The sequence below is a fragment of the Tepidicaulis marinus genome (genome assembly GCF_000739695.1).
Taxonomy (GTDB): Bacteria; Pseudomonadota; Alphaproteobacteria; order Parvibaculales; family Parvibaculaceae; genus Tepidicaulis; species Tepidicaulis marinus.
The window spans coordinates 41,118-64,270 of record NZ_BBIO01000005.1 but is presented as its reverse complement, the minus strand read 5'-3'; the positions used below and the strand labels follow the sequence as shown (position 1 = coordinate 64,270).

Genomic DNA, 23,153 nt, shown 5'->3' with positions numbered 1-23,153 from the left:
TTCGCCGCTGCATGAGATAAAACAGATTAACTGTTTTTTGCGGCAGGCGGAAATCCGGCGGTATCCGCGGCCTCTTGCGGGGCCGCCTTGGGGGCAGGGCACAAAAGCAAACGGCGGGGCCTTTCCTGGGCCCCGCCGCTTTAGATGTCGTCTTGTGCTGCTATTAGAAGAGACGCAGCACGGCCTGGTCAGCCTGGTTAGCGAGAGAGAGCGAGATCGAGCCGAGCTGCTGACGGGTTTGCAGAGCGAGCAAGTTCGCGCCTTCTTCGTTGGTGTCAGCCAGCGTCAGGCCGGCGGCACCGCTTTCCAGCGTGTTGATCAGGTTGTTCGTGAAGTCCTGACGGTTTTCCACAACGGCAAGGTTGTTACCGAAGGTGGATGCCTGCGAGCGGAGCGAGGTGAGCGCGCCGTTCAGGCTCGTCAGAGCGGACTGAACGCCCGAGTCGGTGGCGAACGTGCTACCGTCCTGTGCAGAAATCCCGAGGCCGGCGGAGTCGTAGGTCACACCGGAGATTTCCAGGGTGGACGTGCCGGTTTCGTTGAACGTCACCGTCAGGTTGTCGCCGTCGAGCAGGTTAACGCCGTTGAAGCTTGCGTCACCGGCCAACTGGTCGATCTGCGTACGCAGGTTGTTGAAGTCCGTCGCGAACTGGTCACGGTTCGTGCCGTTCGTGAAGGTGCCTGCAATACCCAGAGCCGTAGCAGCGGTACCGGAAATCGTGACCGTGCGGCCGCCGTCACCGGAAATCGACAGAACGCCATCGGCGAAGCTTGCCGAAATGCCCGTGCCGCCGTTAATGGCAGAGGCGAATTCGTTGAAGTCACGGCCAGCGGCAGCCGAGGTCGTGACAGAGAAGGTCGTGCCGTTACCGCCCGTGGTCGTAACGGTGATGGTGTTGTTGGCAGCAACGCCGACACCGGCGGAGACGACGTTTGCCGTCGCAGCAGCGGAAGCACCCAGATTAGCCGTCTGGGCCGTCGTGGCGGAAATCTGCGTGTTCAGGGCCTGCGTGGCCGTAGCACGGGCCTGCTGCACCAGGTTCGTCAGAGCGGAAAGACCTTCGTCAGCCGCCTGCAGCGTCTGAACGGCAAGGCCGGTGTTGTCGAGCAGGGCGTTCAGGTCGCCTGCACGCGCGTTCAGGCTCTGCGAGGTGAAGAACGAGGTCGGGTTATCGACAGCGCTCCGGACCTTCAGACCCGTAGAAAGCTTGCTCTGAGTGTCAGCGGTGAGTTTAGCGGTGTTCTGGAGAGACAGAAGGTTGTCACGAACAGCGCTCGAGAGAGTAATACCAGACATATTTTAGCATCCCTTTCCTAGGATTAGCAGTTGGTTCTTCCTGAACCGGAACTCTTTCTGAGTTCGATGTGATCATGGCAAAGAGCGTTTAATGGCCGGTAAACGGGCCCGGAAAAATTTTATGCGTCTCAATTTTTCTGAAAATTCGGCGGAAATCCGCTGAAAAAATTGCAAAAAAAAGCGGAGCCGAAGCTCCGCTGAAGTAAAAGGCAACAATGAACTGCCGCAGAAAGCTCTGCTAGAAGAGCGACAGCACGCTTTGTTCGGACTGCGAGGCGATGGAGAGCGCCACCGAACCGAGCTGCTGGCGGGTCTGCAAGGCAAGCAGATTGGCGCCTTCCTCGTTCGTATCGGCCAGAGTCAGATCTGCCGCGCCGCCTTCCAGCGTGTTGATGAGCTGGTCGGTAAAGCCCTGACGGATCTCCACCACGCCCAGGTTTGAGCCGAAGGTGGAGGCCTGGGTGCGCAAAGTGCGGCTTGCCGCATCGAGATCGCGGACCGTGTTGCGCAGGTTCACCTCGTTTTCCCAAGAACGGGCGGTGATTTCCGGCAGTCTCAGGTCGCCGTCCACGGTGAAGTCCACGCCGCGGATGGTGATCTGGCTGGTCTGGCTTTCGTTGAAATTGATGGTCAGATCGTCGCCGCGCAGCAGGTTGACGCCCTGGTAATTCGCGTCACCGGCCAGCTGATCGATCTGGAGGCGGAGCTCATTATAGTCCGACTCGAATTTGTCGCGGTTCGTGCCGTTCGTGAACGAGCCGGCAAGGCCGAGATCCTGCGCGACTGAACCGGTCGAGCTGGAGATAACCAGCGCACGGCCGCTATCGCCCTCGATCTTGAGCGAGCGCTCGTTGGTAATTTCAGCCGAAACCCCGGTAAGACCGTTAATGGCGCTGACAAGCTCGCCGACGGTCTTGCTGCCCACGGTGACGGAGCGGACCGAGCCGCCGCCGACCTGCACGGTGAGCACGTCGGTGCTGGCAATCGCGGTGTTGAAGGCTGTGGCGGCAACGCTCGGATCGGTTACAACCTGGCGCGGGCCTTCGGAAGAAGAGGCGACGATGGGCGTTTCCAGCGCGCGGTTGGCAAGTGCCTTGGCGCTTTCCACCAGCTTCTGCAGCGAGGTGATGCCTTCATCGGCCGTCTGAATCGTGTTGATCGACTGCTGGAGCGAGTCCACCAGCCGGTTCAGGTCACCGGCGCGCGTGTTGAGCGAGCGTGCCTGGAAAAATGCAGTCGGATCGTCGACCGCGCTATTTACCTTGAGACCCGTGGACAGGCGCAGCTGGGTGTCGTCCAGCAATCTCGCCGTGTTCTGGATACTCAAAAGGTTCGAGCGGATTGCACCCGATAGAACCACTTCAGCCATTGTTGCTACCCTCCGGGTTTAAGCCGGTCTGTTTCACTGCGGCACGAGCCATATACTCGGAATTAATGATTAATTCTGGGTAAACGGCGTCTTTACGGAACGCGAACTTATTCACACTCGTCTTGTCTTCCGTAAAAAAGATCCGTTGATCGCTCATATCGATCTCCTCGTGCCGACAACCGGCAATGGTCGAAGAGGTAGGAGCAAAGGGCGGGCCACACTGAAAAACTGTTTCATATCAATGTTTTATGTGTATTTTGGAATGGGGGAGGTAGGGAAAACTTGCCGTTTGCGGGCAGTTTTTGCCGCCTTACCGGAAAATTACGCCCAGTAAGACGGCCGTGAAAAAACAAGGACTTAGAGCCGGGCGGTAAGGGCCGCCGTGATCTTTTCCACAACCTGCGCCATGGGCTCGTTCCATTTACGCGCGAAGGCCTGCATGGCGGGATACCAGGGCAGGTGATCGGTTCCCAGCATCATGGGGTGGAAGGCAGGGGCATAAATGAAAGTGGGCGTGCCGACCGCGCCGGCCATATCGGCGACGGAAGTGCCCGCGCTGATAACAAGGTCAAGCGAGGCGGTCAGGGCCGCCGCACCGTCCAGATCGTTGAAGAGATCGAGCTCGGCTTGATGAATGACGCGGCCGGTCTTCTCCTCGGCCCGTTTCAACTCGCTCTCGACAGCCCCATACTGCAGATTGACGAGTTCGATCCCTTTCAGAGCCAGCAGTTCTGCCCAGTCTTCGATTTGCGTGTAGTGGACCGAGCGACCCTCACCCATGTTGCCGCTTCGCCAGGCGAAGCCGACTTTCAGGCCCTCGCCAAGCCCGTCGACCCAAGCACGCAGTTCTTGCCTGCGCTCCGGGTCCGGGACCAGATATCCCGGTGTTGCCGGAAAAGCATCGAGCGAGCGCCGGTAAAGACGGGCAAGGGACCCCATGGGGATCTGATAATCGATGTCTTCTGCTGCATCGTTCGCCCCGATGCCTTCGATAATGGCGCCGGGAAAGCTGCGCGCGTAGAGCTTGATGAGACGGGGATCGGTTTCCACCCGGCAGGTTGCATTTTCAGGTTTGGCGGCCAGAAGATCGGGCAGACAGGAAATATAGCGGATGTCGTCACCGATCCCCTGTTCTTTCCAGACAAGGATCGTCTTACCGTCGAGAGGTTCCCCGTTCCAGCGGGGCACACCCGGAAAATCCCGGTTGCCGATATTCGTGCCGGCTTTGAAGCGGGCTTCGTGGTTGTCCCATCCTTCGCCGAGGTGGCCTGCGGCGAGCTGCGCTGTGCTTAAATCCCCCAGAATGAGATCGGAACGCGGATCGAGTTTCCGGGCGTGTGCATATTCGGCAAAGGCTTCTTCGAAACGGCCTTGACCTTGGAGGCTCGTTGCGAGCAGGCCATGGGTGCTTGCGTCCTCATCGGCATGTTCCAGGGCGTGCCTGTACTGAGCTTCCGCTGCTGTCAGATCGCCGAGTGTCTTGAGCGCATTGCCGGCATTGACGTAAGCCGTGCTCAGGACGGGATCGAGCGCGAGGGCTTTTTGCGCGTGATCAAGCGCTGCTTCTGGTCGGTTGAGTTTGGAGAGCGTGCCGGCAAGATTGCTGTGAGCGACAGCCATACGAGGATCAAGCCGGAGTGTTTCGGCATATTCGTCCGCCGCCTCTTCCAGTAGTCCCTCCCGCCGGTAGGCATTGGCGAGGTTGAAGCGGGCTTCGGCGAAGTCGGGGCTCAGATCGCTTAGCTTTTCATAAGCGGCGAGCGATTTTCCGCCTTCACCCAGTTCCCGGTACGCATTGCCGAGCGAGAGATAGGCATCGGCATAATCGGGTTTTAGCCGAATGGCTTCTTCAAGTTGGCGAGCTGCCTCGGCGTGACGGCCCATGGCACTCAGTGCATTGCCGAGAATGAAGAGCGTGCCGGGCATATCCCCTTTGAGTTTCAGAGCTTTTTGCGCGGTCTGAACGGCGCGTGCCGGTTTGCCTTCCCGCAGTCTCGCATCGGCAAGGAAGTTGAGCGCGGCCAAATTGCCGGGCTCTTTCTTCAACACTTTTTCGTAGAGGCGCGCGGCTTTATCGAACGCGCCTTGCTGGTGGAACTGCAATCCGCTTTGAATGACCTGATCGGTGCCTATGGCAGCGGCGGGCTCCGCCAAAACATGATTTTTCCCATTCATGACGCTGTCCTTTGCATCTCGTCGATCAGGCGTTTGCATTTCTCGGATACTTCGCAAACGTATTCCTCTTTGGGGGTGATCCCTGGGTAGAAATCCGTGATGTCCATGGAGGGAAACCAGGGCACATAATCGGTCCCGAGTTTGGCAAAATGTTTGGCGAAACTGTAAGTAAAAACCGGAATGCCGAGTGCGCCGGCCATATCGCCGACCGACGTCCCGGCAGTCACGACAAGATCAAGTTCTCTGGTGAGAGCGGCGGCGCCTTCGAGGTCGGAGAAGAGATCGAGGTCGGGGAATTGGTGAATTTTAATGTCGTGACGCTTTTCGAAAGCCTCAAGGTCTGGTGCCGCGTTATCGTATTGCAGATTGATGATCTTGATGCCCGGTGTTTTGAACAGATCAAGCCAATCTTCAAGCTCTGTGTAGAAATGATCGCGTGTAGCGTTTCTGTGACGGGACCGCCAGGCAAAACCAAGCGCAAGGCCGGGGCCAAGCGACTCCAGCCATTCTCTGAAAACTTTCCGCCTGGCAGGGTCGGGGACGAGATATCCTTGATGCGGCGGGAAGTCTTCGAGTGTGGGGCGGAGATAAGAGGCGGCCAAGGCGGCCGGCGCCGTCACGTCGAAATCCACCTCTTCCATGTTGCCGAGGCCGGTGCTCGTTCCCGTTTCCGGGCGGACGGTTGCCTCCGGCCAGGTGCGCTGGTAGAGCGGCACGAAACGCGGATCGGTTTCGATAATAACTTTCTTCGCCTTGGCGATGATCTCCCCATAGACAGAGGCGTAGCGCAGGTCGTCGCCAATCCCCTGTTCGCGCCACAGCATGATGGTCTTGTCTTCGAGTGAAGAACCGTCCCACAGCAGGCCGGGGAAGGGGCGGTAGGGTTTGCGCTGCTTGCTGGTGAAGCCGTAGCTGTAGAGCCCCCAGCCATCATCCAGCCGGCCCGTCGATAAGAAGGCGAGGGACAGGTTCCAATAAGCGATGTCGTTCTTCGGGTTTTGCTCAAGGGATTTGGCGTAATAAGTGATCGCTTCTTCGGGAAAGCCGATCGAATAGAGTGTGCTGCCCAGGTTCTGGAGTGCCGAGAACATCGTCGGGTCGAGTTCAAGCGCTTTCTTGTAAGCGGCGATCGCGTCCTGGTACATGCCGTTGGTGCCCAGGGCCCGGGCGATGGCACTGTATCCAAAGGCGAATTCAGGGGACACTTCCAGCGACTTTTCGGCCCAGTCGACGGATTCCTGTAACTCTCCGTCATCATGCGCAATCATCGAAAGGGCAAGGTAGAGTTCCGGGATGTCTCCCCGCCGGCGCAGAGCTTGTTTCAGGAGTTTCCTCGCCTCATCGCGCCGCTTCAGGCCTGACAAAGACAGGGCTTGGTTGCAGTAAGCGCCGATCAGGGAAGGGTCGATTTCGGTTGCCCGTTCATAGTAGGGAAGCGAATCTTCGTGAAACTCGAACGCGCGCAGCGCGTTTGCTGCGCGATATTGGAGATTTGCGTTGTTCGGATATTGCTCCAATGCCTGGGCAATGGTTTCGCGCAGAGCGGTCGCATCTTCCTGCTTTATGTTGACCTCAAAGAGGTCACCGTAAACGGTAACACCATCCACCCCTTCAATCGTCAACGCGTGATTGAGCTGTTTCTCTGCCTCCTCGATCCGTTCCAGTTGAAGCAGGGCGTGCCCCTTCAACGTGTGTGCTTTGGCAATCCGGTCATCAAGGGCAATGACGGCGTCGAATGCATCCAAGGCGCCGAGATATTTTTGGCCGTCGATGTGAATGCCGCCCAAATTCAGATGATAGATCGGGTGCGTCGGATCGATCGCGATGGCCTTGCGCACCAATGTTTCGGCTTCTTCGCGCTGGCCGCGCTGACTTTTCAGAACGCCCAGGAGGTGCAGCGTATCGGCATGGTTCGGATCGGTTTCAAGGATACGGGCATAGCGGCGTTCGGCTTCGTCGAGCCGGCCTTTCTGGTGCAGCCGCATGGCGCGCTCGAAGCGGCTCGCAATCTCGGTATTTTCCTGCAGAGCGGGCGCTGAAGGCGTGTGCGTCATAATGCCTGGGGCTCCTTGCGGGCGCGGGCGCCCGTCAGATCTGACCTTGAGGACTCTATTCGTCCCAAATTAAGGTTAGTGATCCGTTAAGGAGAAGAAAAGGCGCGCGGATTTCAGGCGGCGCAGAAGGAACGCGGGGGGAGGGGCGGTCAGGCTTTGGCGTCGACGATGAGCCCGCGCGGGTTGCGCAACTGCGTGACGAGCTTGACGATATCTTCGCTCGGCACCTGGTTTTTCACCTCACCGGTTTCCTTGTCCAGCGACTGAAAGATGACGCGGCCCGAGGGGTCGTCCACTTCGACATGGATTTCGCGGTTTTCGGCAAAGAATTCGGCAATGGTTGCGCGGATGGCGGCTTCATCGCCTTCCTGGCCGTTTTGAGCGGCGTTTGCGGGGCGGGACCGCTCGACCGGGCGCGGGGTTACGCTTTGGGCTTCGGCCGTGCGCGCGGGCTTATCCCCTGCAGCTAGCGCTGCAAGAGACTGCGTTCCTGGCAATGGGGCGATGCTATCCATCTAAGCCACCGTTTCATGCTCTCCCCCCTTAAGGTTGAACACAAACATCCCCTAGGACAGCAGCATAGGCGGCAAGCTTTAACGCCGGGTTAAAGCATTTTAACCTTTTGTGGAAAACTGTACGGACCCAGCAAATCCCTTGCGCGAGTGGAGCTCGTTAAATCTGCCTGTCGAGCGAGAGAGCCGAAGGAGCCGTCTTCGGCAGATCCGGTATCTGGCCGGAATTGCCATAGCCGGCAGCGGGGCGTCTTTCGCGCGCGGCGATGCGGGCGATATTCTTGATCAGATTCTCGGAGGCGTCTTTCAGCGCGCCGAGCAGCTTTTCGTTTTCCGTCAGCTTTTCTGAAAGCTGTTTCATGTTGTTTTTGAGCCGGGAAACGGTCTCGGCAGGCGCCTGATCGAGGATATGCGGCGTCTTGTTCAGAAGGCCGATATCCATGGCGTAATCGGAGGTCAGGCGCAGTTTTTCTTCATGCACTTCCTCGATCCGGTAGGGTTCTTTGTTGCGCAGGAACGTGCTTTCCTGTTCCACGATCCGCATCAGATGGTCCGTAACGGAGATCAGCCGCTCCACGCGCTCGCGGGGCGGGGCCGCTTCGATGGCGGTGTAGTTGGATTTGCGTGCAGCGGTCATTGCGATGCCTCCTGCAATTTGAGAATTTCCTTGAAGACATTATCGGCGATACCGATACCGCCCGATTGACTCATTTCCTTGCCATATTCCTGAATGAGCAAGGAGCGGAACACACTCTCGCCGTGGCCGCCGCCAAAGGGGCCATCGGTCGGAATTTCAGCGAACATGCTTTCGGCAAAGGCGGAAATGACATGCGCCTCGAAATCCTGCGCCACTTCGCGGGCTTTCTCCGCGTTGCGGGTGCGCAAGGAGGAAGGCTCATGGCTTTGTGCGGCGAGCTGTGCGGAAAAGGCGCCGGAGAGTTCCATTACATCACCTCGATTTCGGCTTGAAGAGCGCCCGCGGTCTTGATCGACTGCAAGATGGTGATCATGTCGCGCGGCCCGATGCCAAGCGCGTTGAGGCCGTTCACCAGTTCCTGCAGCGAGACGGAGCCGCCGACCAGTGCCAATTGCCGCTCCGCGCCCTCGTCCACTTCCACTTCCGTGCGGGGCACGACCACCGTGTCGCCTTGTTCGGCAAAGGGATTGGGCTGGCTGACCTGCGGCGTCTCGGTAACGCGGATCGTCAGATTGCCTTGCGCAATGGCCACCGTGCTTACCCGCACGTCCTGGCCCATGACGATGACGCCCGAAGACTCGTCGATGACGACGCGGGCGGGCATGTCCGGCTGCACGCGCAGCTGCTCGATTTCGGTCAGAAGGTCGATGATCGAACCTTGAAAACCTGCCGGCATGCGCAGTTCGACGGAGGTCGGGTTCTGCGCTTCAGCGGCCGGTGCGCCCAGATAGGTGTTGATGGCGGTGGCGATGCGGTTCGAGGTGGTGATGTCCGGATTGCGCAGTGCCAGGCGAAGCCGGCCGAGGGTTGCCAGCTCGAATTCGATTTCCCGCTCGACGATGGCGCCATTGGCGATGCGGCCATTGGTGGGCACACCGCGCGTGATGGACGCCGCTTCCCCTTGCGCGCTGAAACCGCCGACGGCCAGCGAACCCTGGGCCACGGCATAAACCTCGCCGTCCGCGCCCATGAGCGGGGTGACCAGCAACGTGCCGCCTTGCAAGCTTTCCGCATCGCCCAACGCGCTGACGGTGACGTCGATGCGGGTGCCTTGCGGGGCGAAGGGGGGCAGGTTGGCCGTCACCATGACGGCGGCGACGTTTTCCGTTTGCAGGTCCGTGCCGCGCGTGTTGACGCCGAGCCGTTCCAGCATGGCGGTCAAGCTCTGCAGCGTGAAAGAGGTGTTGCGCAGCGTGTCGCCCGTGCCGTCGAGGCCGACGACGAGGCCGTAGCCCACCAGCAAGTTGTCGCGGATACCCTCGACATCGGCAATGTCCTTGATCCGGGAGGTGGCTTGGGCGGGCGCGGGAAAAAGGCCCGCGGCCAGAACCAGACCGGCCAGAAGGGCGCCGAACAGGCGGTGGCTGAATTGTCGAGCGTGGCTTTTCATCGGTTGCTGCACTCCGCGCATGAATTTCTGTCTGAAGGGAAGCGAAATGCGTGCCAAGTCGTTTGCGGTGATGTATTTCCATAACTTATTGTTTTTTCTTATTCTTTCTTGCCGTGAGGCAATGTCCGGACGGCCTTAATTTGCCCGCAGGGCAAGAAACGCCGGGCCTGGGCGGTAAAATTTGCCTGGCGCCATTTAACCTTAACGTCATGTTAAATGCTCTGGCGCAGGATTCCCCGAACATGGCCGGAATTGCGCTTTTCCGGCAGGCAGTTAGCCGGCATCCGCCGGGGTGGAAACAAGGTTCGGGTAGCAGGGCTAGATCATGAAAGTGGGCAGCAGAACACAGATCGGCACGAGCGGCAGCGCGCCGCGGGCAGGAAAATCTTCCGCCTCCGGCGCTGTCTTTCAACCCTCGGGCGCCAGCGATGCGGCCCCGGCCCGGGCGGCCGCCGGCAGCGGTCCTCTGGCGGCGCTCGATGCGCTGCTGGCCGTGCAGGGCGCCGATACGGTGGGCGATTTTAAAGGCGGTAAGCGCCGCGCCGTCGCACGGGGCGAGGAAATCCTCGATATTCTCGATGAGATCAAGCTCGGTCTTCTCAGCGGCCAGGTGCCCGGTCCCAAACTCACCCGGCTTTTGAGCATTGTGGAGCGCCAGCGCGATCAGGTCGCCGACCCGCAGCTTTGCGAGGTTTTGGACCATATCGAACTGCGCGCCCGGGTGGAGCTGGCAAAATTCGGGCGCTAACCCCTTAAAATTTCTTGCTTAAGGGCCATTTTTCACCGACATGTCACGGGATTATGGCTAAAGAAGCCCGGCTGGCCCGTACGTAAACCAGCATTTCGTCCCGATATTGAGAATCGTCGGGGCTCTACCTATACTCCAGCCGCTTTTACGCGGGGGGAGATCGCGTCGAGAAGGAGAGAGCAGGGCTCATGAGCGTTCGGTTACCAAAAGGGTATGTACCGTCTGATGACGAACCGTTCATGAACAAGCGTCAACAGGAGTATTTCCGGCAAAAGTTGCTCGCTTGGAAGGACGACATTCTGCGCGAAAACAAGGAAACCTTGCAGCATTTGCAGGACGATTCCGGTCATCATCCCGATATCGCCGACCGCGCGTCGAGTGAAACGGAGCGCGCGCTTGAGCTGCGCACCCGTGACAGGCAGCGCAAACTGATTTCCAAAATCGATTCCGCGCTGCGCCGGATCGAGGAAGGCACTTACGGCTATTGCGAGGAGACGGGAGAACCGATCAGCCTGAAGAGGCTGGATGCGCGGCCCATCGCCACCTTGTCGATCGAGGCGCAGGAGCGCCACGAGAAGCGCGAGAAGGTCTATCGCGACGATTAAGTGTGAAGGCATTCGGCAAGGCTTTGAACGCCTTGCCCGAAAGAGGAAACGCGGCTCAGGTGAGCCGCGTTTTTCTTTGGGTGTGTGGTGTGTGGTGTGTAAAAATGGGTGTCGTGTTTCGTGAGGCGGTCCTCCCTTTGAAACGGGTTCTGACGGATCAGAACGGCATGATGATGTCGTAAACCTGCTGGCCGTAGCGGGGCTGCTGCACATCGGTCAGCTGGCCGCGCCCGCCGTAGGAAACCCGCGCCTCTGCGATCTGGGTGTGCTGGATCGTGTTGGTGGCGGAAATATCCTCGGGGCGGACGACGCCCGCGATGAGCAGTTCACGTACTTCGAAATTGACCCGGACTTCCTGGCGCCCCTCGATCACGAGGTTGCCGTTGGGCAGCACCTGCGAGACGACGGCGGCAACGGTGAGCGTCACTTCTTCACGCCGGTTCACCGTGCCGGTGCCCTGGCTCGAACTGTCGCTGCCGAACTCGGCCAGATTGTCGGGGTCCACGGCTTCGGGGAGAATTTTCCCGAGCGCGGATTCATAGCCCAGAAGCGCGCCCACATTGGCGTCTTCGGAATTGGAGCGCGTGCGCGTCGTGCTGTTATTGACCCGCGCGCGGTCGGTGATGTCGATATTGACCGTCAGAATGTCGCCGACACGCGAGGCGCGCTGATCCTTGAAGAAGGCCCGCGAGCCGGAACGCCACAGCGAATTGGGCTGATAGACCACCTGTTCGGGCGCCGGCATGGGCATCGTCACGGGTTTATAGCCGGGCTGCGAGGCGGGGTTCTCGATCGGGTTCAGCGGCGGCGGTTTGCCGACATTGGCCAGACGGTCGGCGGCGCTGCAGGCGGCCAGGCTGGCGCCCATCAATGCGACGGCAAGGCCGGTGCGCAGGCGCGCGGCGAGGGAGGCGGAGGGATGGAACATGGCTTTGGCTCCTTTGCCGGGCGCCGGGTCGGCGGCGCCTTGATGGCGAATTCCTGGAAACACGCGTTTACTGCGCCGATACGAGGCGGACGGGATCGTTCGAGCCGACCACCGCTTGGCCGGGCCCGGTGACGACGGCCTGAATGGTGCGCCGCGAGCGGTCGTTCAAGATGCCGATCGTGTCGCCGACAGCGCCCGCGTTCAGCGCCGTGCCGCGGGTGCTCAGCACCATGGCACCGCTTTTGAACGTGACGTTGACGAGCGAGCTTTTCTCCACGACGACGGGCGTTTCCACATCCGAGGCGCGGATCGGACGGCCGGGGCGGATGCCGTTGCGCGGCGTCATGCCCACGAGCTTGTTCATATCCGTGATCATGTTTTGCCCGAGCCGCGTCAGCGGCACGCGCATCCATTCGATGTCGGAGGCGCGGATAAGCTCGCCGCCGGATTTCTGATTGGTGAGCACCGGCACATCGAGGGCCGGATAGGCCCGGCCCATTACCCGGCGCACCGGGGCAGCGGGGTCGTTTGCGGGCGCGCGCAGCAGGGCGACGAAACGGCCGCTGCCCGTATCGACACTGTAGCGGTCGACGGAGACGCTCGGTATTTCGCCTTCCGCCACCAGGATCGGCGCGCTGCCCGGCGCGATTTCCACTTCCAGCACGCCCGAGCCGGAGATGGCCGGGAAGCGGGAGGCGAGTGCCTGAGCCAGCACATCGCGCACTTCTTCGGTGCCGACGGGCAGGCCGGTGCGTTTGACGGAGATATGGGTCAGCCCGTCGCGGTTGCGCCAATCGAGGCCGTTGCGCCGCGCCGCCGCGCTGATCCGCGAAACGGAGAGCGTGTCGGTCAGGCCCGGCACGGGGCTTTCGGCGATGACGACACCGCTGGCGGCGCCCGCCTCGTCAAAAATATCGCCCAGCGTGATTTCGCTTCCCGAGACGATGACGTCCGACTTCAGCCGCGCGGCGTCGGCGTCCGAGGCGGGCAGCGTGAAGGCGAGAAAACCCGTCAGGCCGAGGGCCGCGATTTTCCCGAGTGCTGATTTTTTCACGGTCGTTTTCATCGTGTGTCTCCTCGCGCCGGGGTTAAGCGTTAGCGAAGGTTGGAGGTGACGGACATCATTTCATCCGAAGCGGTGATGACTTTGGCGTTCATCTCATAAGCGCGCTGGGCGGTAATGAGAGAGCTGATTTCGCTCACCGCGTTGACGTTCGAGGTTTCGAGGAATTTCTGCAGCAAGGTGCCGTAGCCCTGATCGCCGGGCGCGCCGATATTGGGGGCGCCGGACGCGGCGGTTTCCACGAAATAATTGTCGCCGATGGGATCGAGGCCCGGAGCGTTGGCGAAAGTGGCAAGGTCGAACTGGCCGACGATCACGGGGTCCGTCTCGCCCTGCAGCGTGGCCTGCACCTGGCCCTGCGCGTTGATCGTGATGTCGATCGCGTCTTCGGGAATGGTGATACCGGGCTGAACGACATAACCGTCGGAAGTGACGATCTGGCCGTTCGGGTCGCGCGAGAAGTTACCCGCGCGGGTGTAAGCCGTTTCACCGTTGGGCAAATCCACCCGGAAATAGCCGCGGCCCTGGATCGCGATATCGAGCGGGGCTTCGGTGTTGTCGAGATTGCCCTGCGTGGTGATACGGTAAACCGAACCGGTTTTCACACCGAGGCCGACTTGAACGCCCGCGGGGACGACGGTGCCTGCATCCGAGGAGGCAGAGCCGACACGGCGCAGGTTCTGATAAAGCAGATCCTGAAACTCCGCGCGCTGGCGCTTGAAGCCGGAGGTGCTCATATTGGCGATGTTGTTCGAGATGACCTCGACATTGAGCTGCTGGGCCATCATGCCTGTGGCTGCGATGCTGAGAGATTGCATGGCTTGACCTTTCTATCCGTTCAATCCGTTCCGGGCGCGCCCGTTAATTGTTGCGACCGCCCAATTCCTGGATGGCACGGCGTTTCATTTCATCTGCTTGTTCGACGAGTTTGGAGGCGGAGGTGTAAGAGCGCAGGACATCGATCATGCGCGTCATTTCCTCGATTGCCTGGACGTTGGAGCTTTCAAGCGCGCCTTGAATGATGCGCGTGCCTTCCGCTTCGATTTCCGGCTGGTCGGTTTCGAACATATTGTTCCCCGTCTTCTTCATGTCGCGGGGATTGTCGAAGGCAACGACGGTGATTTTTCCGCGCTCGCCAAGTTCGGTGGAAATGGTGCCGTCGGCGGCCACTTCGATTTCGGTTTCCTCGGTGGAAAAGAAAACGGGCGCATCGCCTTCCGCCAGCAGCGGGTGGCCGTTATCGGTTACCAGGCGGCCCGTGCCGTCGAGCTGAAAATGGCCGTTCCGCGTGTAGCGGATGCCTTCGGGCGTCTGAACCTTGAAGAACCCGTCGCCGGAAATGGCGAAATCCATCGGGTTGTCCGTGGTTTTCAGGCCGCCATCGGCCAGATTGCGCTGAACGCCCCGGTCGAGCACGAAGGAAAGGCGTTTGTTCGGCGAGTCATCGCGGGCAACCGGCATGAGGTATTCCTCAAATAGCGGTTGCTCGGCTTTGAAGCCGGTCGTGTTCATGTTCGCCAGATTGTTGGCGACAAGCGCCATTTCCCTTTTCAGGGTCATCTGACGGGTCAAGCCGATCAGTAATGCGTTTTCCATTTTCACACCCAATGCATTCTGCGGACAGGTCCGCGGTCTGCTTCGCCGGATCATTTGCAGAGGGCGTGCCAAAGAAATTTTCGTTGAAAATCAACGGCATAAGAATAACACCACCCGGCAAGGACCGGCGCACGGAAAACTCGACCCGGCAAGATTTGCCGAACAAAAGACTTCATTAACCAAAGACGGTCAGAATTCAGAAAGTTTCAGACCCGCGGGGAAGGTCCGGCCGGGAAACGGGCGCTGAAGATCGCACATAGGAAGAAGATGTTATGAGCGACATCGATCTGGATACGGAAACTGCCGAGGGCGAAGGCGAACCTGCCCGCAAGAAGCTGAGCGGCAAGTTTCTCGTGCTTTACATCATTCTGCCGCTGCTGGCCGTCGGGGGGCTTGGCTACGGCGCATATGCTTTTTTTCTTTCCGGCGGCAGCGCTTCGGGCGGCGCGGAAGGAGAGGTGGAAGTTTCGCTGATCGAAGAGGGCGAGCCCGTCTTCTACGATTTGCCCGAATTTCTCGTGAACCTTTCCTCGCCGAGCGGCGGGCCGACACGCTATCTCAAACTGCGCGTCTCGCTGGAACTGGCGAATGAAGACGGTATGGAGCATCTGGAAATGGTGATGCCGCGCGTGGTGGACGGCTTTCAGGTCTATCTGCGCGAATTGCGCCCGGAAGATTTTCAAGGTTCTGCGGGCATGTTCCTGCTGCGTCAGGAACTTTTGCGGCGGGTCAATCTCGCCGCGCGTCCGGTCAAGGTGACCGATGTTCTGTTCCGTGAAGTGATCGTTCAGTAAGGGTGGATTTGGCGAATGGCTGACGAAGATCTGGATCAGGAAGAGCTGGCCGCTGCCTGGGAAGCGGAAGCTGCAGGCGGCGACGACGTCGATGAAGAGGCGATGGCCGCCGAATGGGCTGCGATGGCGGAAGAAGACGATGGGGAGGGCGCTGAAGATGCCGCGCCTGCCGCCGCTTCTGCCGGCGACACGCCCATGGTCAAAGCGGGCGCTGCCGAACGCGTGCTCAATCAGGACGAGATCGACAGCCTTCTGGGCTTCGAGATCGACGAGAACGATGCGGCCGAGCGCAGCGGTATCCGCGCCATCATCAACTCGGCGCTGGTGTCTTATGAACGCCTGCCGATGCTGGAAATCGTTTTCGACCGCCTTGTCCGGCTGATGACGACGAGCCTGCGTAATTTTACGTCCGACAATGTGGAAGTCAGCCTCGACAATATCTCTTCCATCCGTTTCGGCGATTATCTGAACTCCATTCCGCTCCCCGCGATCCTGTCGGTGTTCCGGGCGGAGGAATGGGACAATTACGGCCTCTTCACGGTCGATTCCAATCTGATCTATTCGATCGTGGACGTGCTGCTCGGCGGGCGGCGCGGCACGGCGGCGATGCGGATCGAGGGGCGCCCTTATACGACCATCGAGCTTTCCCTCGTGGAGCGGATGATCGAAGTGGTGCTCGCCGATGCCAAGACCGCCTTCGAGCCGCTGTCGCCGGTGCATTTCGAGCTCGACCGGATGGAAACGAACCCGCGTTTTGCCGCCATTGCGCGCCCGGCCAATGCGGCGATCCTGGTCAAGCTGCGCATCGATATGGAAGACCGCGGCGGGCGGCTGGAAATGCTGCTGCCTTACGCGACGCTGGAGCCCATTCGCGAACTGCTCTTGCAGATGTTCATGGGGGAAAAGTTCGGCCGCGACTCCATTTGGGAAGGCCACCTTGCGACCGAGCTTTGGTCCACGAAAGTGCAGATCGACGCGGTGCTCGACGAGCAGCCGATGATGCTGCGCGAGGTGATGAATCTGGAAGTCGGCCAAACGGTCATGTTCAACAACGGCCCGCAAGACCAGATCGGCATGCGCTGCGGTGGCATTCCGCTGATGGCGGGCCGGATGGGGCGCATGGGCAATCACGTGGCGGTCTGTCTCGATCAAGGCATCAAGCAATCGATCAAGAACAGACTTTTAAATAATGAAGGGGCGACGGTCTGATGACGATACCCACAGGTCTCATTCTCGAAGGTTTGCTGGCTGTCCTTCTGGTCGCCACGATTTGTTACTGCTATGTGCTGGACCGCAAGCTGCGGGCCTTGCGCTCGGGGCAGGACGGGATGCGCGAGCTGATCGACGCCTTGCACAAGGCGACCGATCTGGCGCAGCGCTCCGTCGGCCAGTTGCACGATACCTCGCGCACGGCAGCCGATCATTTGGACGAGCGCGTGAAACGCGCCCGGGAAGTGGGCGATGAAGTGACCGGTAAGATCGAGGCCGGCAATTCCAAAGCCAAGGCGCTTGCCGACGAGCTTTCCTTGATGGTGGAAAGCGGCAACAACCTGGCCGAACGCCTGGAAGCTCAGGTCGCCGCCCGCACCCATTCGCGCCAATTGCCCGCGAGCTTGCGGGTAAACCGCACGGTGCCCGCGCGCGAGGAACAAGCCGCCTCGCCCGCCCTGCAAAACAAACTCCTGGAAGCTCTGCGCCGCGCGCGCTAGGCGGATGGAAGGAACCCGATCATGAGCAGCCGCCTGCGTTTGCTTCCTGTCTTGATGTTGAGTGCCGCCCTGCTTTTGGGGTTGAAGGTCGTGGGGTTCGGCAACGGGCTCGACGCCGTGACCGGCTTTGCCCTTGCTTATGCGGAAGAAGGCGGGGCAATGGAGAAAGACGCGGCAGCGGGCGGTGAAAGCATGGAACCGGCCATGGAAGAGAGCGCCGCTGCCAAAACGGGCGAGATGGCGGCCGGCGAAACAATGGCCGGCGAAATGATGACTGGCGAAATGGCGGACGGGGTCGTGGTGAAAGGGGCGGACGGTATGCCCTTGAATGCGGGGGGCGAGTTCACACCGTCGAAATTGCAGGTCCTCAAGAACCTTTCCGAGCGGCGGAAGGAACTGGAAGCGCGCGCCCGCGAGCTCGATATGCGCGAACGCCTGATCAGTGCGGCGGAAAAGCGCGTCGGTGACCGGTTCAAAGAGCTTGAAGCGGTGGAAGAAAAGATCGCCGCGCATTTCGGCAAGAAAGACGACGAGACGAAAATGCGCGTCGAGGGCCTTGTGAAAATGTATTCGGCCATGAAGCCGAAAGACGCCGCCCGGATTTTCGAGCGGCTGGATATGGACGTGCTTTTGCAGCTCGCCAATATGATGAACGAGCGTAAAATGGCCGCGATCATGGCCGAAATGGACCCGGTCACCGCGCAGGAATTGACCGTGGAAATCGCCTTGCCCAAGCCCTTGCCCGCCGAATTGCAGGAAATGGCGGCGCAGTTCGAAAAAACCGCGCCGGCCATGAAAGCGCAGATGGAAGACAAGGACGCAAAAAGCGTGGAAAATTGAGGGATTTCCGGCGCTTTTCCGGCTGGGACCGGCGCGCCGCGCTTCGCGATTTTCCCGTTTCGCACCGGCCTGCCTTAAGGGGCACTTAACCGTCATTCGTTAATCTGATCCTGTCCGTTTTCCTCTCCGGAGACGGACGGCCGGAAATTGTGCCGCCACAGGGCGCGCAGTACGGCGCGTGCAAGAACCTGCAGCGGAGCAAGCCAGAATGGCGTATCGGGGGGCCCAGTTATGAGCGAGCGCTCAGCGCATCTTGTGCCGGCACGCCGCAACGGCATTGCGCGCGGCGCATTGGGCGATCTGCCGCTCGAAGTCAATGACGGCTCTCTCAGCGCGCTTTGGACGCTGCTTTCCGTTTTTCTGCTTCTCCTTGCCATGTTCGCCTATCTCAACAGCCAGGCCTCACAGGACGTGGCCAAAGGCGGGCCGGTGATCGGCAGCGTGCAGGCCGCGTTCAAGGGCACGGCCGGGCAAAGCGCGCCGGATGCCAGCCGCGCCATGGTGCGCGAGGCTTTGCCGGGGGCGCCTGCCTACAGGCCGGTCTCGGCGGCTTTTGCCGAGGATCTGCGGGCCCGGCTCGGGGCGGCGGGACTGGGCGCGGGCCTTTCGGGCGATGGCGGCTTTTTGCGGCTGCGCCTGCCTGCGGCGGCTTTTTTCGCCGAAGGCGTAGGGGCGCTGCGCCCGGAGCAGGACGGGTTGCTCGACACGCTTGCCGCGATGCTCGTGCGGCGCGGGGAGACGGCATTGCGGCACCGGCTGCGGATCGTCGTGCCGGCCGCGCCTGAGGGGCGCCTGGACGAGCGCCGGGCGATGGCCTTTGCCAGGGCGCTGGAAAGCCGCGGCGCGTCTCCGGGCGCGCTTATTGCCGATGTATCGGCCTTGAGCGGCGGGGACGTGCTCTTCGAGTTCTTTGCCGAGCAGCCGCGCGGGCGGGGAGGGCGGCCATGACGACGGGCATTCTCCGGGCTTTCTTTGGCGGTCAGGAACAGGGCGCGGCTGAAACGCCGCTTTGGCTGATTACCTTCACGGACCTTATGGGGCTGATGCTGACCTTTTTCGTGCTGATTTATGCCGCCTCCGCGCCCAGCGGCACGGCCTGGATGTCGCTCGGTGCCGCTTTCCGCGGAGAACCGGCGGCAAGCGGCGCGGTGACGGGGCGCGCGCCCCAAGGCAGCGCGGGGCTCGCCGCGCCGCTGAAAGGCGCACGCGGGCGTCTTGAGACCGGTTATCTTGCCGCGGTGCTGGAGACGGGCGGTGTCACGTCCTCGCGCGATCAGACGGCGCTGGCGCGCCAGGCCGCTGGCGGGGCGGGGCAGCCGCTAATTTTGCTGATGCGCGCGGACAGACTTATCCCCGCCGGCACGCGCACGCTTACGATCGAGGGTGAGGATTTTCTGCACCGGCTGGCGGCGGTTCTTCAGTATGCTTCCAATCCGCTGCAGATCCGCGTCACGGTGCCAGCCGGGGCGATGTCCGCTTTGGGCGCGGATACGGGCGCCTGGCAGCTTGCATTCGACCGGGCGGCCATTCTGCGCGACCGTTTGCGCGAAGGGGGCTATACTGGCACGATTGATTTGTCCGCCGAGGTGGCGAGCGATGCGGGCTCGGGTATTGCCATCGTGATTGCGGGCGAAAAGGAGGCCAATTGGTGAGCATGCGCTACGATAGATGGCGGATCGGCGCGGCGCTTTGCGCCCTGCTCGCCATGCTTGCGCTGCCGCTTGCCTTTGCCGCGCCGGCCTTTGCGGCGACGCCCATTACCGTCACCGGCGATGAGGAAGATGGATATGGACGGCTGATCTTTGCCTGGCCGCGCCATGACGATCCCTTGCGCATGCAAAGCGCCCCCAAGTTCGAAGCCCTGACCTCGGCGAATGTGCTGGTCGTCAGTTTCGAGACACCTTTCGAGGCGGATTTGAGCGAGCTTGCCGCGCAGATGCCCCGCTATGTGGCGCTTATCCGCACGGACCCCGGCAACCGGACGCTGCGCCTGGCGCTGAAAGCCGATTTCCGCATCAATACCCATGAGGCGGGCCACGAGATTTATGTGGACCTGCTGCCGCCGAACTGGAAGGGCGCACCGCCCGGCCTGCCTGACGATGTGCTGGCGCGGCTGGAAGAAGAGCGCAGCGCCGTGGTGCAGGCCGTCGCCGAGAAAGAAGGGGAAGCGGAACTCAATATCGCCGAACCCAAACCCGGCGTGACTTTGCGGGTGGGCGAGCATGAAACTTTCACCCGGCTCGTCTTCGATTGGGGACAGCCGGTGCTTTATAATATTTCGGCCCGGGACGGACGCGTGACCGTCATCTTCGACCGGGACGCGGAATTGCCGCTCGCCCGGCTGCGCGTCGACCCGCCGGCCTTTCTGGTGGGCGCCTCGGCTGCCAGCAATAATGGCCGCCTCAGTGTCGCGATCGACACGGTGCCGGGTGTGACGGTGCGCGATTTCCGCGAAGACCTGAATGTCGTGATCGATATCGTCGCACCGGGGCGCGGGGCGCCGCCGCTTGTCAAAGCGCCCGCGCCGCCGCCCAAGAGCAAGAGTGAGGAGACGGACACGGCGGCCAAGCCCGAGGCGGCACCTTCGGCACCGGCCAAGAGCGCGAAGCAAGATGCGGGCACGAAGACGTCCGATACGCAAAAACCCGATACGCAAAAAGCGGATGCTCCTCAGCCCGCCGCAAAGCCGCGGCAAATCGCATCGGGCACAGCTGTGCCCGCCGAGCCGGAAGCCGCCGAGCCGGAAGCAGGCAAGAGGGAAGCGGAACCGGCCGGGGAAAAAATGGCGGCAACGGATGGGCCCCCCGAGGCGGGCCCAGGCAGCGAGAAGGCCGGACCCGCCGCAGTGCAGCCGGCCGCAGTGCAGCCGGCCGCAGTGCAGCCGGGCGCGTTGGTTCCGGCCGATCATGACGGCCCGCTCAATGTGGCGGCGGAGCTTGTGGGCGAGAGCGTGCGCCTGATCTTTCCTTGGCCCGAGCGGACCGGCGCGGCGGCGTTTCAGCGGGACGGGCGCATCTGGCTGGTCTTCGATGCCAAACGGGAACTGGATTTCTCCGCGCTTACCGCCGGGATGAGCAAGGTGCTCGGCCCGGCCGAACTCGTGGCGATGGAAGATGCGACCATCGTGCAGTTTCAGCCGCCGCAGCGGGTTTTGCTGGCGGCCAGCGAGAAGGGCAATAATTGGGTCTTCACTATGGGCGATACGATCGTCGAACCCGTGCGGCCGGTTTCGCTCTTCCGGGGCTGGAGTGCGAACGGGGAGGCCAAGGTCAGCCTGGATTTGAACGGGCGCGGCAAGGTGCACTGGGTGCGCGATCCCAACGTCAAGGACGTTCTGGCGATCGTGACGGCGGAGGGACCGCCGCAAGGCATGGTGGCACCGCGCAATTTTGTGGAATTCGCGGCGCTTGCGACCGCGCAGGGCCTCGCTTTCGTCTCGCTCTCCGACGATCTTTACGTCCGCGCGATCAAGGATGAGGTGATCGTCTCGCGCGGGGCGGGGCTGACGCTTTCCTCGGGCGATGTGGAGGAATATGCGGACCCGGAGACGGCGGCCGTTGCGGTTGAAGAGCCGGTGCAGCCCGGCAAGATGGATTTTCAGCGCTGGCGGGAGGCGCCGGGCGCCAATTATGCCGAGCGGCGGCAGTTTTATCTGGACAAGCTTGCCAATGCGCCCGCCGATAATTTGGACGACCAGCTCGATTACGCCCGCTTCCTGCTCGCCTATCAGCTCGGCGCGGAGGCGATTGCGGTGCTGCGCCTGGCGGAAAAACTGAGTTCGGATGTGGCGCTCGAACCGGCTTATCTGGCGCTGCGCGGGGTGGGGCACATCATGATGCACCGCTTCGACGAAGCGCTGAGCGATCTGTCGGGTAAAGGATTGGCACAGGACCCTCATGCCGCTCTATGGCGGGGCACGGCGCAGGCCGAGCTTGGCAATATGCGCGAGGCGCGTGACGAGTTCGACCGGGCAGGCAGGGCGTTTACCGAGTACGAGCCCGATTTCCAGGCGATGTTCCGCGTCAAGGCCGCCGAGGCGGAGCTTGCGGCAGGCGATCTTGCCTCCGTCGCGTATAACCTGAACGAAATTCCCGAAGAGACGGAAAACAATATCTGGCTCGCCGAAGCCCAGCTTGTGCGCGGCTTGATGCTGGAAGCGGCGGGCAAAGCCGATGAAGCGCTGGAAACGCTGGAGCGGCTTGAAAAACGCGCGCCCCGCCCGGTGGCCGCGCGTGCCCGGTTTGCGAAAGCCAAGATGAAACACAAGATGGGCCTGTTGGCCGATGCTGCGTTCATGCAGGAGCTGCAGGCGATCGGTTTCATGTGGCGGGGCGACGATCTGGAGCTGTCGGTCATGGCGCGGCTTGGGGAAATGCATGTCGCCATGGGGGAAGTGGAAGACGGGCTGCGCGTCATGCAGACGGCGGTGACGAATTTTCCCGAGACCGATCAGGCTCGGCGTATCGCCACGACGATGACGGATACGTTCTCCGATCTTTTCCTGGGCGGGGGCGCCGATGAAATGGACCCGGTCGAGGCGCTGTCCCTTTATTACGATTTCCGCGAGCTGACGCCGATCGGTCAGCGGGGCGATGCCATGATCCGGCAATTGTCGGACAAGCTCGTCGATGTGGACCTGCTCGATCAGGCCGCCGAACTTTTGCAGCATCAGGTGGATCACCGGCTGCGCGGCATCGCGCGGGCGCAAGTGGCAACGCGGCTTGCGCTGGTGCGGCTGATGGATCACAAACCGGAAAAGGCACTGGAAGCGCTGCGCTCCACCCGTCAATCGCTGCTGCCGGACAATCTGGCGGATAAGCGCCGGCTGTTGGAAGCGCGGGCCCTTTCCGAACTCAATCTTTATGACCATGCGCTCGATCTTCTGTCCGAGATGGATACCGAAGAAGCCCAGTGGATGAAGGCGGATGTGCTCTGGTCCGCTCAGCGCTGGGAAGAGACGGGCCGTCAGGTGGAATCCGCGCTCGGCAATGCCTGGCTCAATGAGCGTGAGTTTCCGCCGAAAGTGCGCCGGATGATCATGCGCGCGGCGATTGCCTATTCGCTGGCGGACGACCCGGCAGGGCTCGGGCGGCTGCGGGAGAAATTCGGCGAGCAGATGCGCGCGGGATCCGATGCGGGCAAATTCGCCATCCTCTCCGAACCGATCGAGCGGCAGGGCGAGGAATTCCGCCGCCTTGCAAAGGAATTTGCCGGGGCCGATACGCTGGACGAATTCGTCTCGACGCTTGGCAAGGAGCTGGAAGCGCAATCGGCGACCGCTATCAATTGATCTTGCCGGAAGTTTTCCGCCGAAACCGGTTTATGTAAAAAATCCCCCGCGCCTTAAAGCGCGGGGGTTTTCAGTTGGGAGGAAGA

At 61.2% G+C, this 23,153-nt stretch carries 22 protein-coding genes; 9 read left to right on the top strand and 13 right to left on the bottom strand.

The window, feature by feature from the left end:
* Window positions 1-163: 163 nt before the first annotated feature.
* The 9 genes from M2A_RS06255 to M2A_RS06220 all read right to left on the bottom strand — a co-directional run bounded on the left by M2A_RS06255 (window position 164) and on the right by M2A_RS06220 (window position 9,494).
* Window positions 164-1,297 (bottom strand): flagellin N-terminal helical domain-containing protein, encoded by a 1,134-nt coding sequence (locus M2A_RS06255; protein WP_045444570.1) that lies wholly within the window; start codon window positions 1,295-1,297, stop codon window positions 164-166.
* Window positions 1,298-1,535: 238 nt separating this feature from the next.
* Window positions 1,536-2,666: a flagellin N-terminal helical domain-containing protein gene (locus M2A_RS06250; protein WP_045444567.1), complete on the bottom strand. Its 1,131-nt coding sequence runs from the start codon at window positions 2,664-2,666 to the stop codon at window positions 1,536-1,538.
* Entirely contained in the window at window positions 2,659-2,823 is a 165-nt protein-coding gene (locus M2A_RS17965) for a hypothetical protein (protein ID WP_156101685.1), read from the bottom strand. Before M2A_RS17965 ends, M2A_RS06250 begins: the two co-directional genes overlap by 8 nt.
* A gap of 200 nt (window positions 2,824-3,023) precedes the next feature.
* Complete coding sequence (locus M2A_RS06245; RefSeq protein ID WP_052379250.1) at window positions 3,024-4,841, bottom strand: tetratricopeptide repeat protein; 1,818 nt, start codon at window positions 4,839-4,841, stop codon at window positions 3,024-3,026.
* Window positions 4,838-6,895, bottom strand: a complete 2,058-nt coding sequence (locus M2A_RS06240) for a tetratricopeptide repeat protein (RefSeq protein WP_045444564.1) — start codon at window positions 6,893-6,895, stop codon at window positions 4,838-4,840. Before M2A_RS06240 ends, M2A_RS06245 begins: the two co-directional genes overlap by 4 nt.
* 149 nt (window positions 6,896-7,044) lie before the next feature.
* Window positions 7,045-7,410: a flagellar protein FlaG gene (locus M2A_RS17200; protein WP_052379249.1), complete on the bottom strand. Its 366-nt coding sequence runs from the start codon at window positions 7,408-7,410 to the stop codon at window positions 7,045-7,047.
* Window positions 7,411-7,567: 157 nt separating this feature from the next.
* Window positions 7,568-8,044 carry a hypothetical protein gene (locus M2A_RS06230; RefSeq protein ID WP_045444561.1) on the bottom strand — a complete coding sequence of 159 codons (477 nt, stop codon included), beginning with the start codon at window positions 8,042-8,044 and terminating at the stop codon, window positions 7,568-7,570.
* Window positions 8,041-8,352 carry a rod-binding protein gene (locus M2A_RS06225; protein ID WP_045444558.1) on the bottom strand — a complete coding sequence of 104 codons (312 nt, stop codon included), beginning with the start codon at window positions 8,350-8,352 and terminating at the stop codon, window positions 8,041-8,043. The genes M2A_RS06230 and M2A_RS06225 overlap by 4 nt, the downstream gene beginning before the upstream one ends.
* Window positions 8,352-9,494, bottom strand: coding sequence for a flagellar basal body P-ring protein FlgI (locus M2A_RS06220; RefSeq protein ID WP_045444887.1), 1,143 nt, complete (start codon window positions 9,492-9,494; stop codon window positions 8,352-8,354). The genes M2A_RS06225 and M2A_RS06220 overlap by 1 nt, the downstream gene beginning before the upstream one ends.
* A 325-nt stretch (window positions 9,495-9,819) precedes the next feature.
* Between M2A_RS06220 and M2A_RS06215 the strand changes: the two genes are divergently transcribed.
* Both M2A_RS06215 and dksA read left to right on the top strand, forming a co-directional pair.
* Window positions 9,820-10,242, top strand: coding sequence for a flagellar assembly protein FliX (locus M2A_RS06215; RefSeq protein WP_045444555.1), 423 nt, complete (start codon window positions 9,820-9,822; stop codon window positions 10,240-10,242).
* A 188-nt stretch (window positions 10,243-10,430) separates the two neighbouring features.
* Window positions 10,431-10,847 (top strand): RNA polymerase-binding protein DksA, encoded by a 417-nt coding sequence (gene dksA, locus M2A_RS06210; RefSeq protein WP_045444552.1) that lies wholly within the window; start codon window positions 10,431-10,433, stop codon window positions 10,845-10,847.
* Between the two features lie 157 nt (window positions 10,848-11,004).
* Here the strand turns inward: dksA and flgH are convergent, their stop codons facing one another.
* From flgH to flgF, 4 genes are all read right to left on the bottom strand, one after another.
* Window positions 11,005-11,775, bottom strand: coding sequence for a flagellar basal body L-ring protein FlgH (gene flgH, locus M2A_RS06205; protein WP_045444550.1), 771 nt, complete (start codon window positions 11,773-11,775; stop codon window positions 11,005-11,007).
* A gap of 67 nt (window positions 11,776-11,842) precedes the next feature.
* Window positions 11,843-12,841: a flagellar basal body P-ring formation chaperone FlgA gene (gene flgA / locus M2A_RS06200; RefSeq protein ID WP_045444547.1), complete on the bottom strand. Its 999-nt coding sequence runs from the start codon at window positions 12,839-12,841 to the stop codon at window positions 11,843-11,845.
* Between the two features lie 29 nt (window positions 12,842-12,870).
* On the bottom strand, window positions 12,871-13,656 hold the full coding sequence (gene flgG, locus M2A_RS06195; protein ID WP_045444544.1) for a flagellar basal-body rod protein FlgG: 786 nt from the start codon (window positions 13,654-13,656) through the stop codon (window positions 12,871-12,873).
* A gap of 43 nt (window positions 13,657-13,699) precedes the next feature.
* Window positions 13,700-14,434 (bottom strand): flagellar basal-body rod protein FlgF, encoded by a 735-nt coding sequence (flgF, locus tag M2A_RS06190; RefSeq protein ID WP_045444541.1) that lies wholly within the window; start codon window positions 14,432-14,434, stop codon window positions 13,700-13,702.
* 272 nt (window positions 14,435-14,706) lie between these two features.
* Between flgF and M2A_RS06185 the strand changes: the two genes are divergently transcribed.
* The 7 genes from M2A_RS06185 to M2A_RS06155 all read left to right on the top strand — a co-directional run bounded on the left by M2A_RS06185 (window position 14,707) and on the right by M2A_RS06155 (window position 23,067).
* Complete coding sequence (locus M2A_RS06185; protein ID WP_045444538.1) at window positions 14,707-15,228, top strand: flagellar basal body-associated FliL family protein; 522 nt, start codon at window positions 14,707-14,709, stop codon at window positions 15,226-15,228.
* Window positions 15,229-15,243: 15 nt separating this feature from the next.
* The gene (gene fliM / locus M2A_RS06180; RefSeq protein ID WP_045444535.1) at window positions 15,244-16,437 is read left to right on the top strand and encodes a flagellar motor switch protein FliM; all 1,194 of its coding nucleotides are present in this window, start codon (window positions 15,244-15,246) and stop codon (window positions 16,435-16,437) included.
* Window positions 16,437-16,937, top strand: a complete 501-nt coding sequence (locus tag M2A_RS17195) for a DUF6468 domain-containing protein (protein ID WP_052379248.1) — start codon at window positions 16,437-16,439, stop codon at window positions 16,935-16,937. Before fliM ends, M2A_RS17195 begins: the two co-directional genes overlap by 1 nt.
* Window positions 16,938-16,958: 21 nt before the next feature.
* Window positions 16,959-17,777, top strand: a complete 819-nt coding sequence (locus tag M2A_RS06170; protein WP_045444532.1) for a MotE family protein — start codon at window positions 16,959-16,961, stop codon at window positions 17,775-17,777.
* Between the two features lie 231 nt (window positions 17,778-18,008).
* Complete coding sequence (locus M2A_RS06165; RefSeq protein WP_045444530.1) at window positions 18,009-18,725, top strand: hypothetical protein; 717 nt, start codon at window positions 18,009-18,011, stop codon at window positions 18,723-18,725.
* On the top strand, window positions 18,722-19,429 hold the full coding sequence (locus M2A_RS06160) for a flagellar motor protein MotB (RefSeq protein WP_045444528.1): 708 nt from the start codon (window positions 18,722-18,724) through the stop codon (window positions 19,427-19,429). The genes M2A_RS06165 and M2A_RS06160 overlap by 4 nt, the downstream gene beginning before the upstream one ends.
* Entirely contained in the window at window positions 19,426-23,067 is a 3,642-nt protein-coding gene (locus tag M2A_RS06155) for a tetratricopeptide repeat protein (RefSeq protein ID WP_156101684.1), read from the top strand. The genes M2A_RS06160 and M2A_RS06155 overlap by 4 nt, the downstream gene beginning before the upstream one ends.
* The last annotated feature ends 86 nt before the right edge of the window (window positions 23,068-23,153 follow it).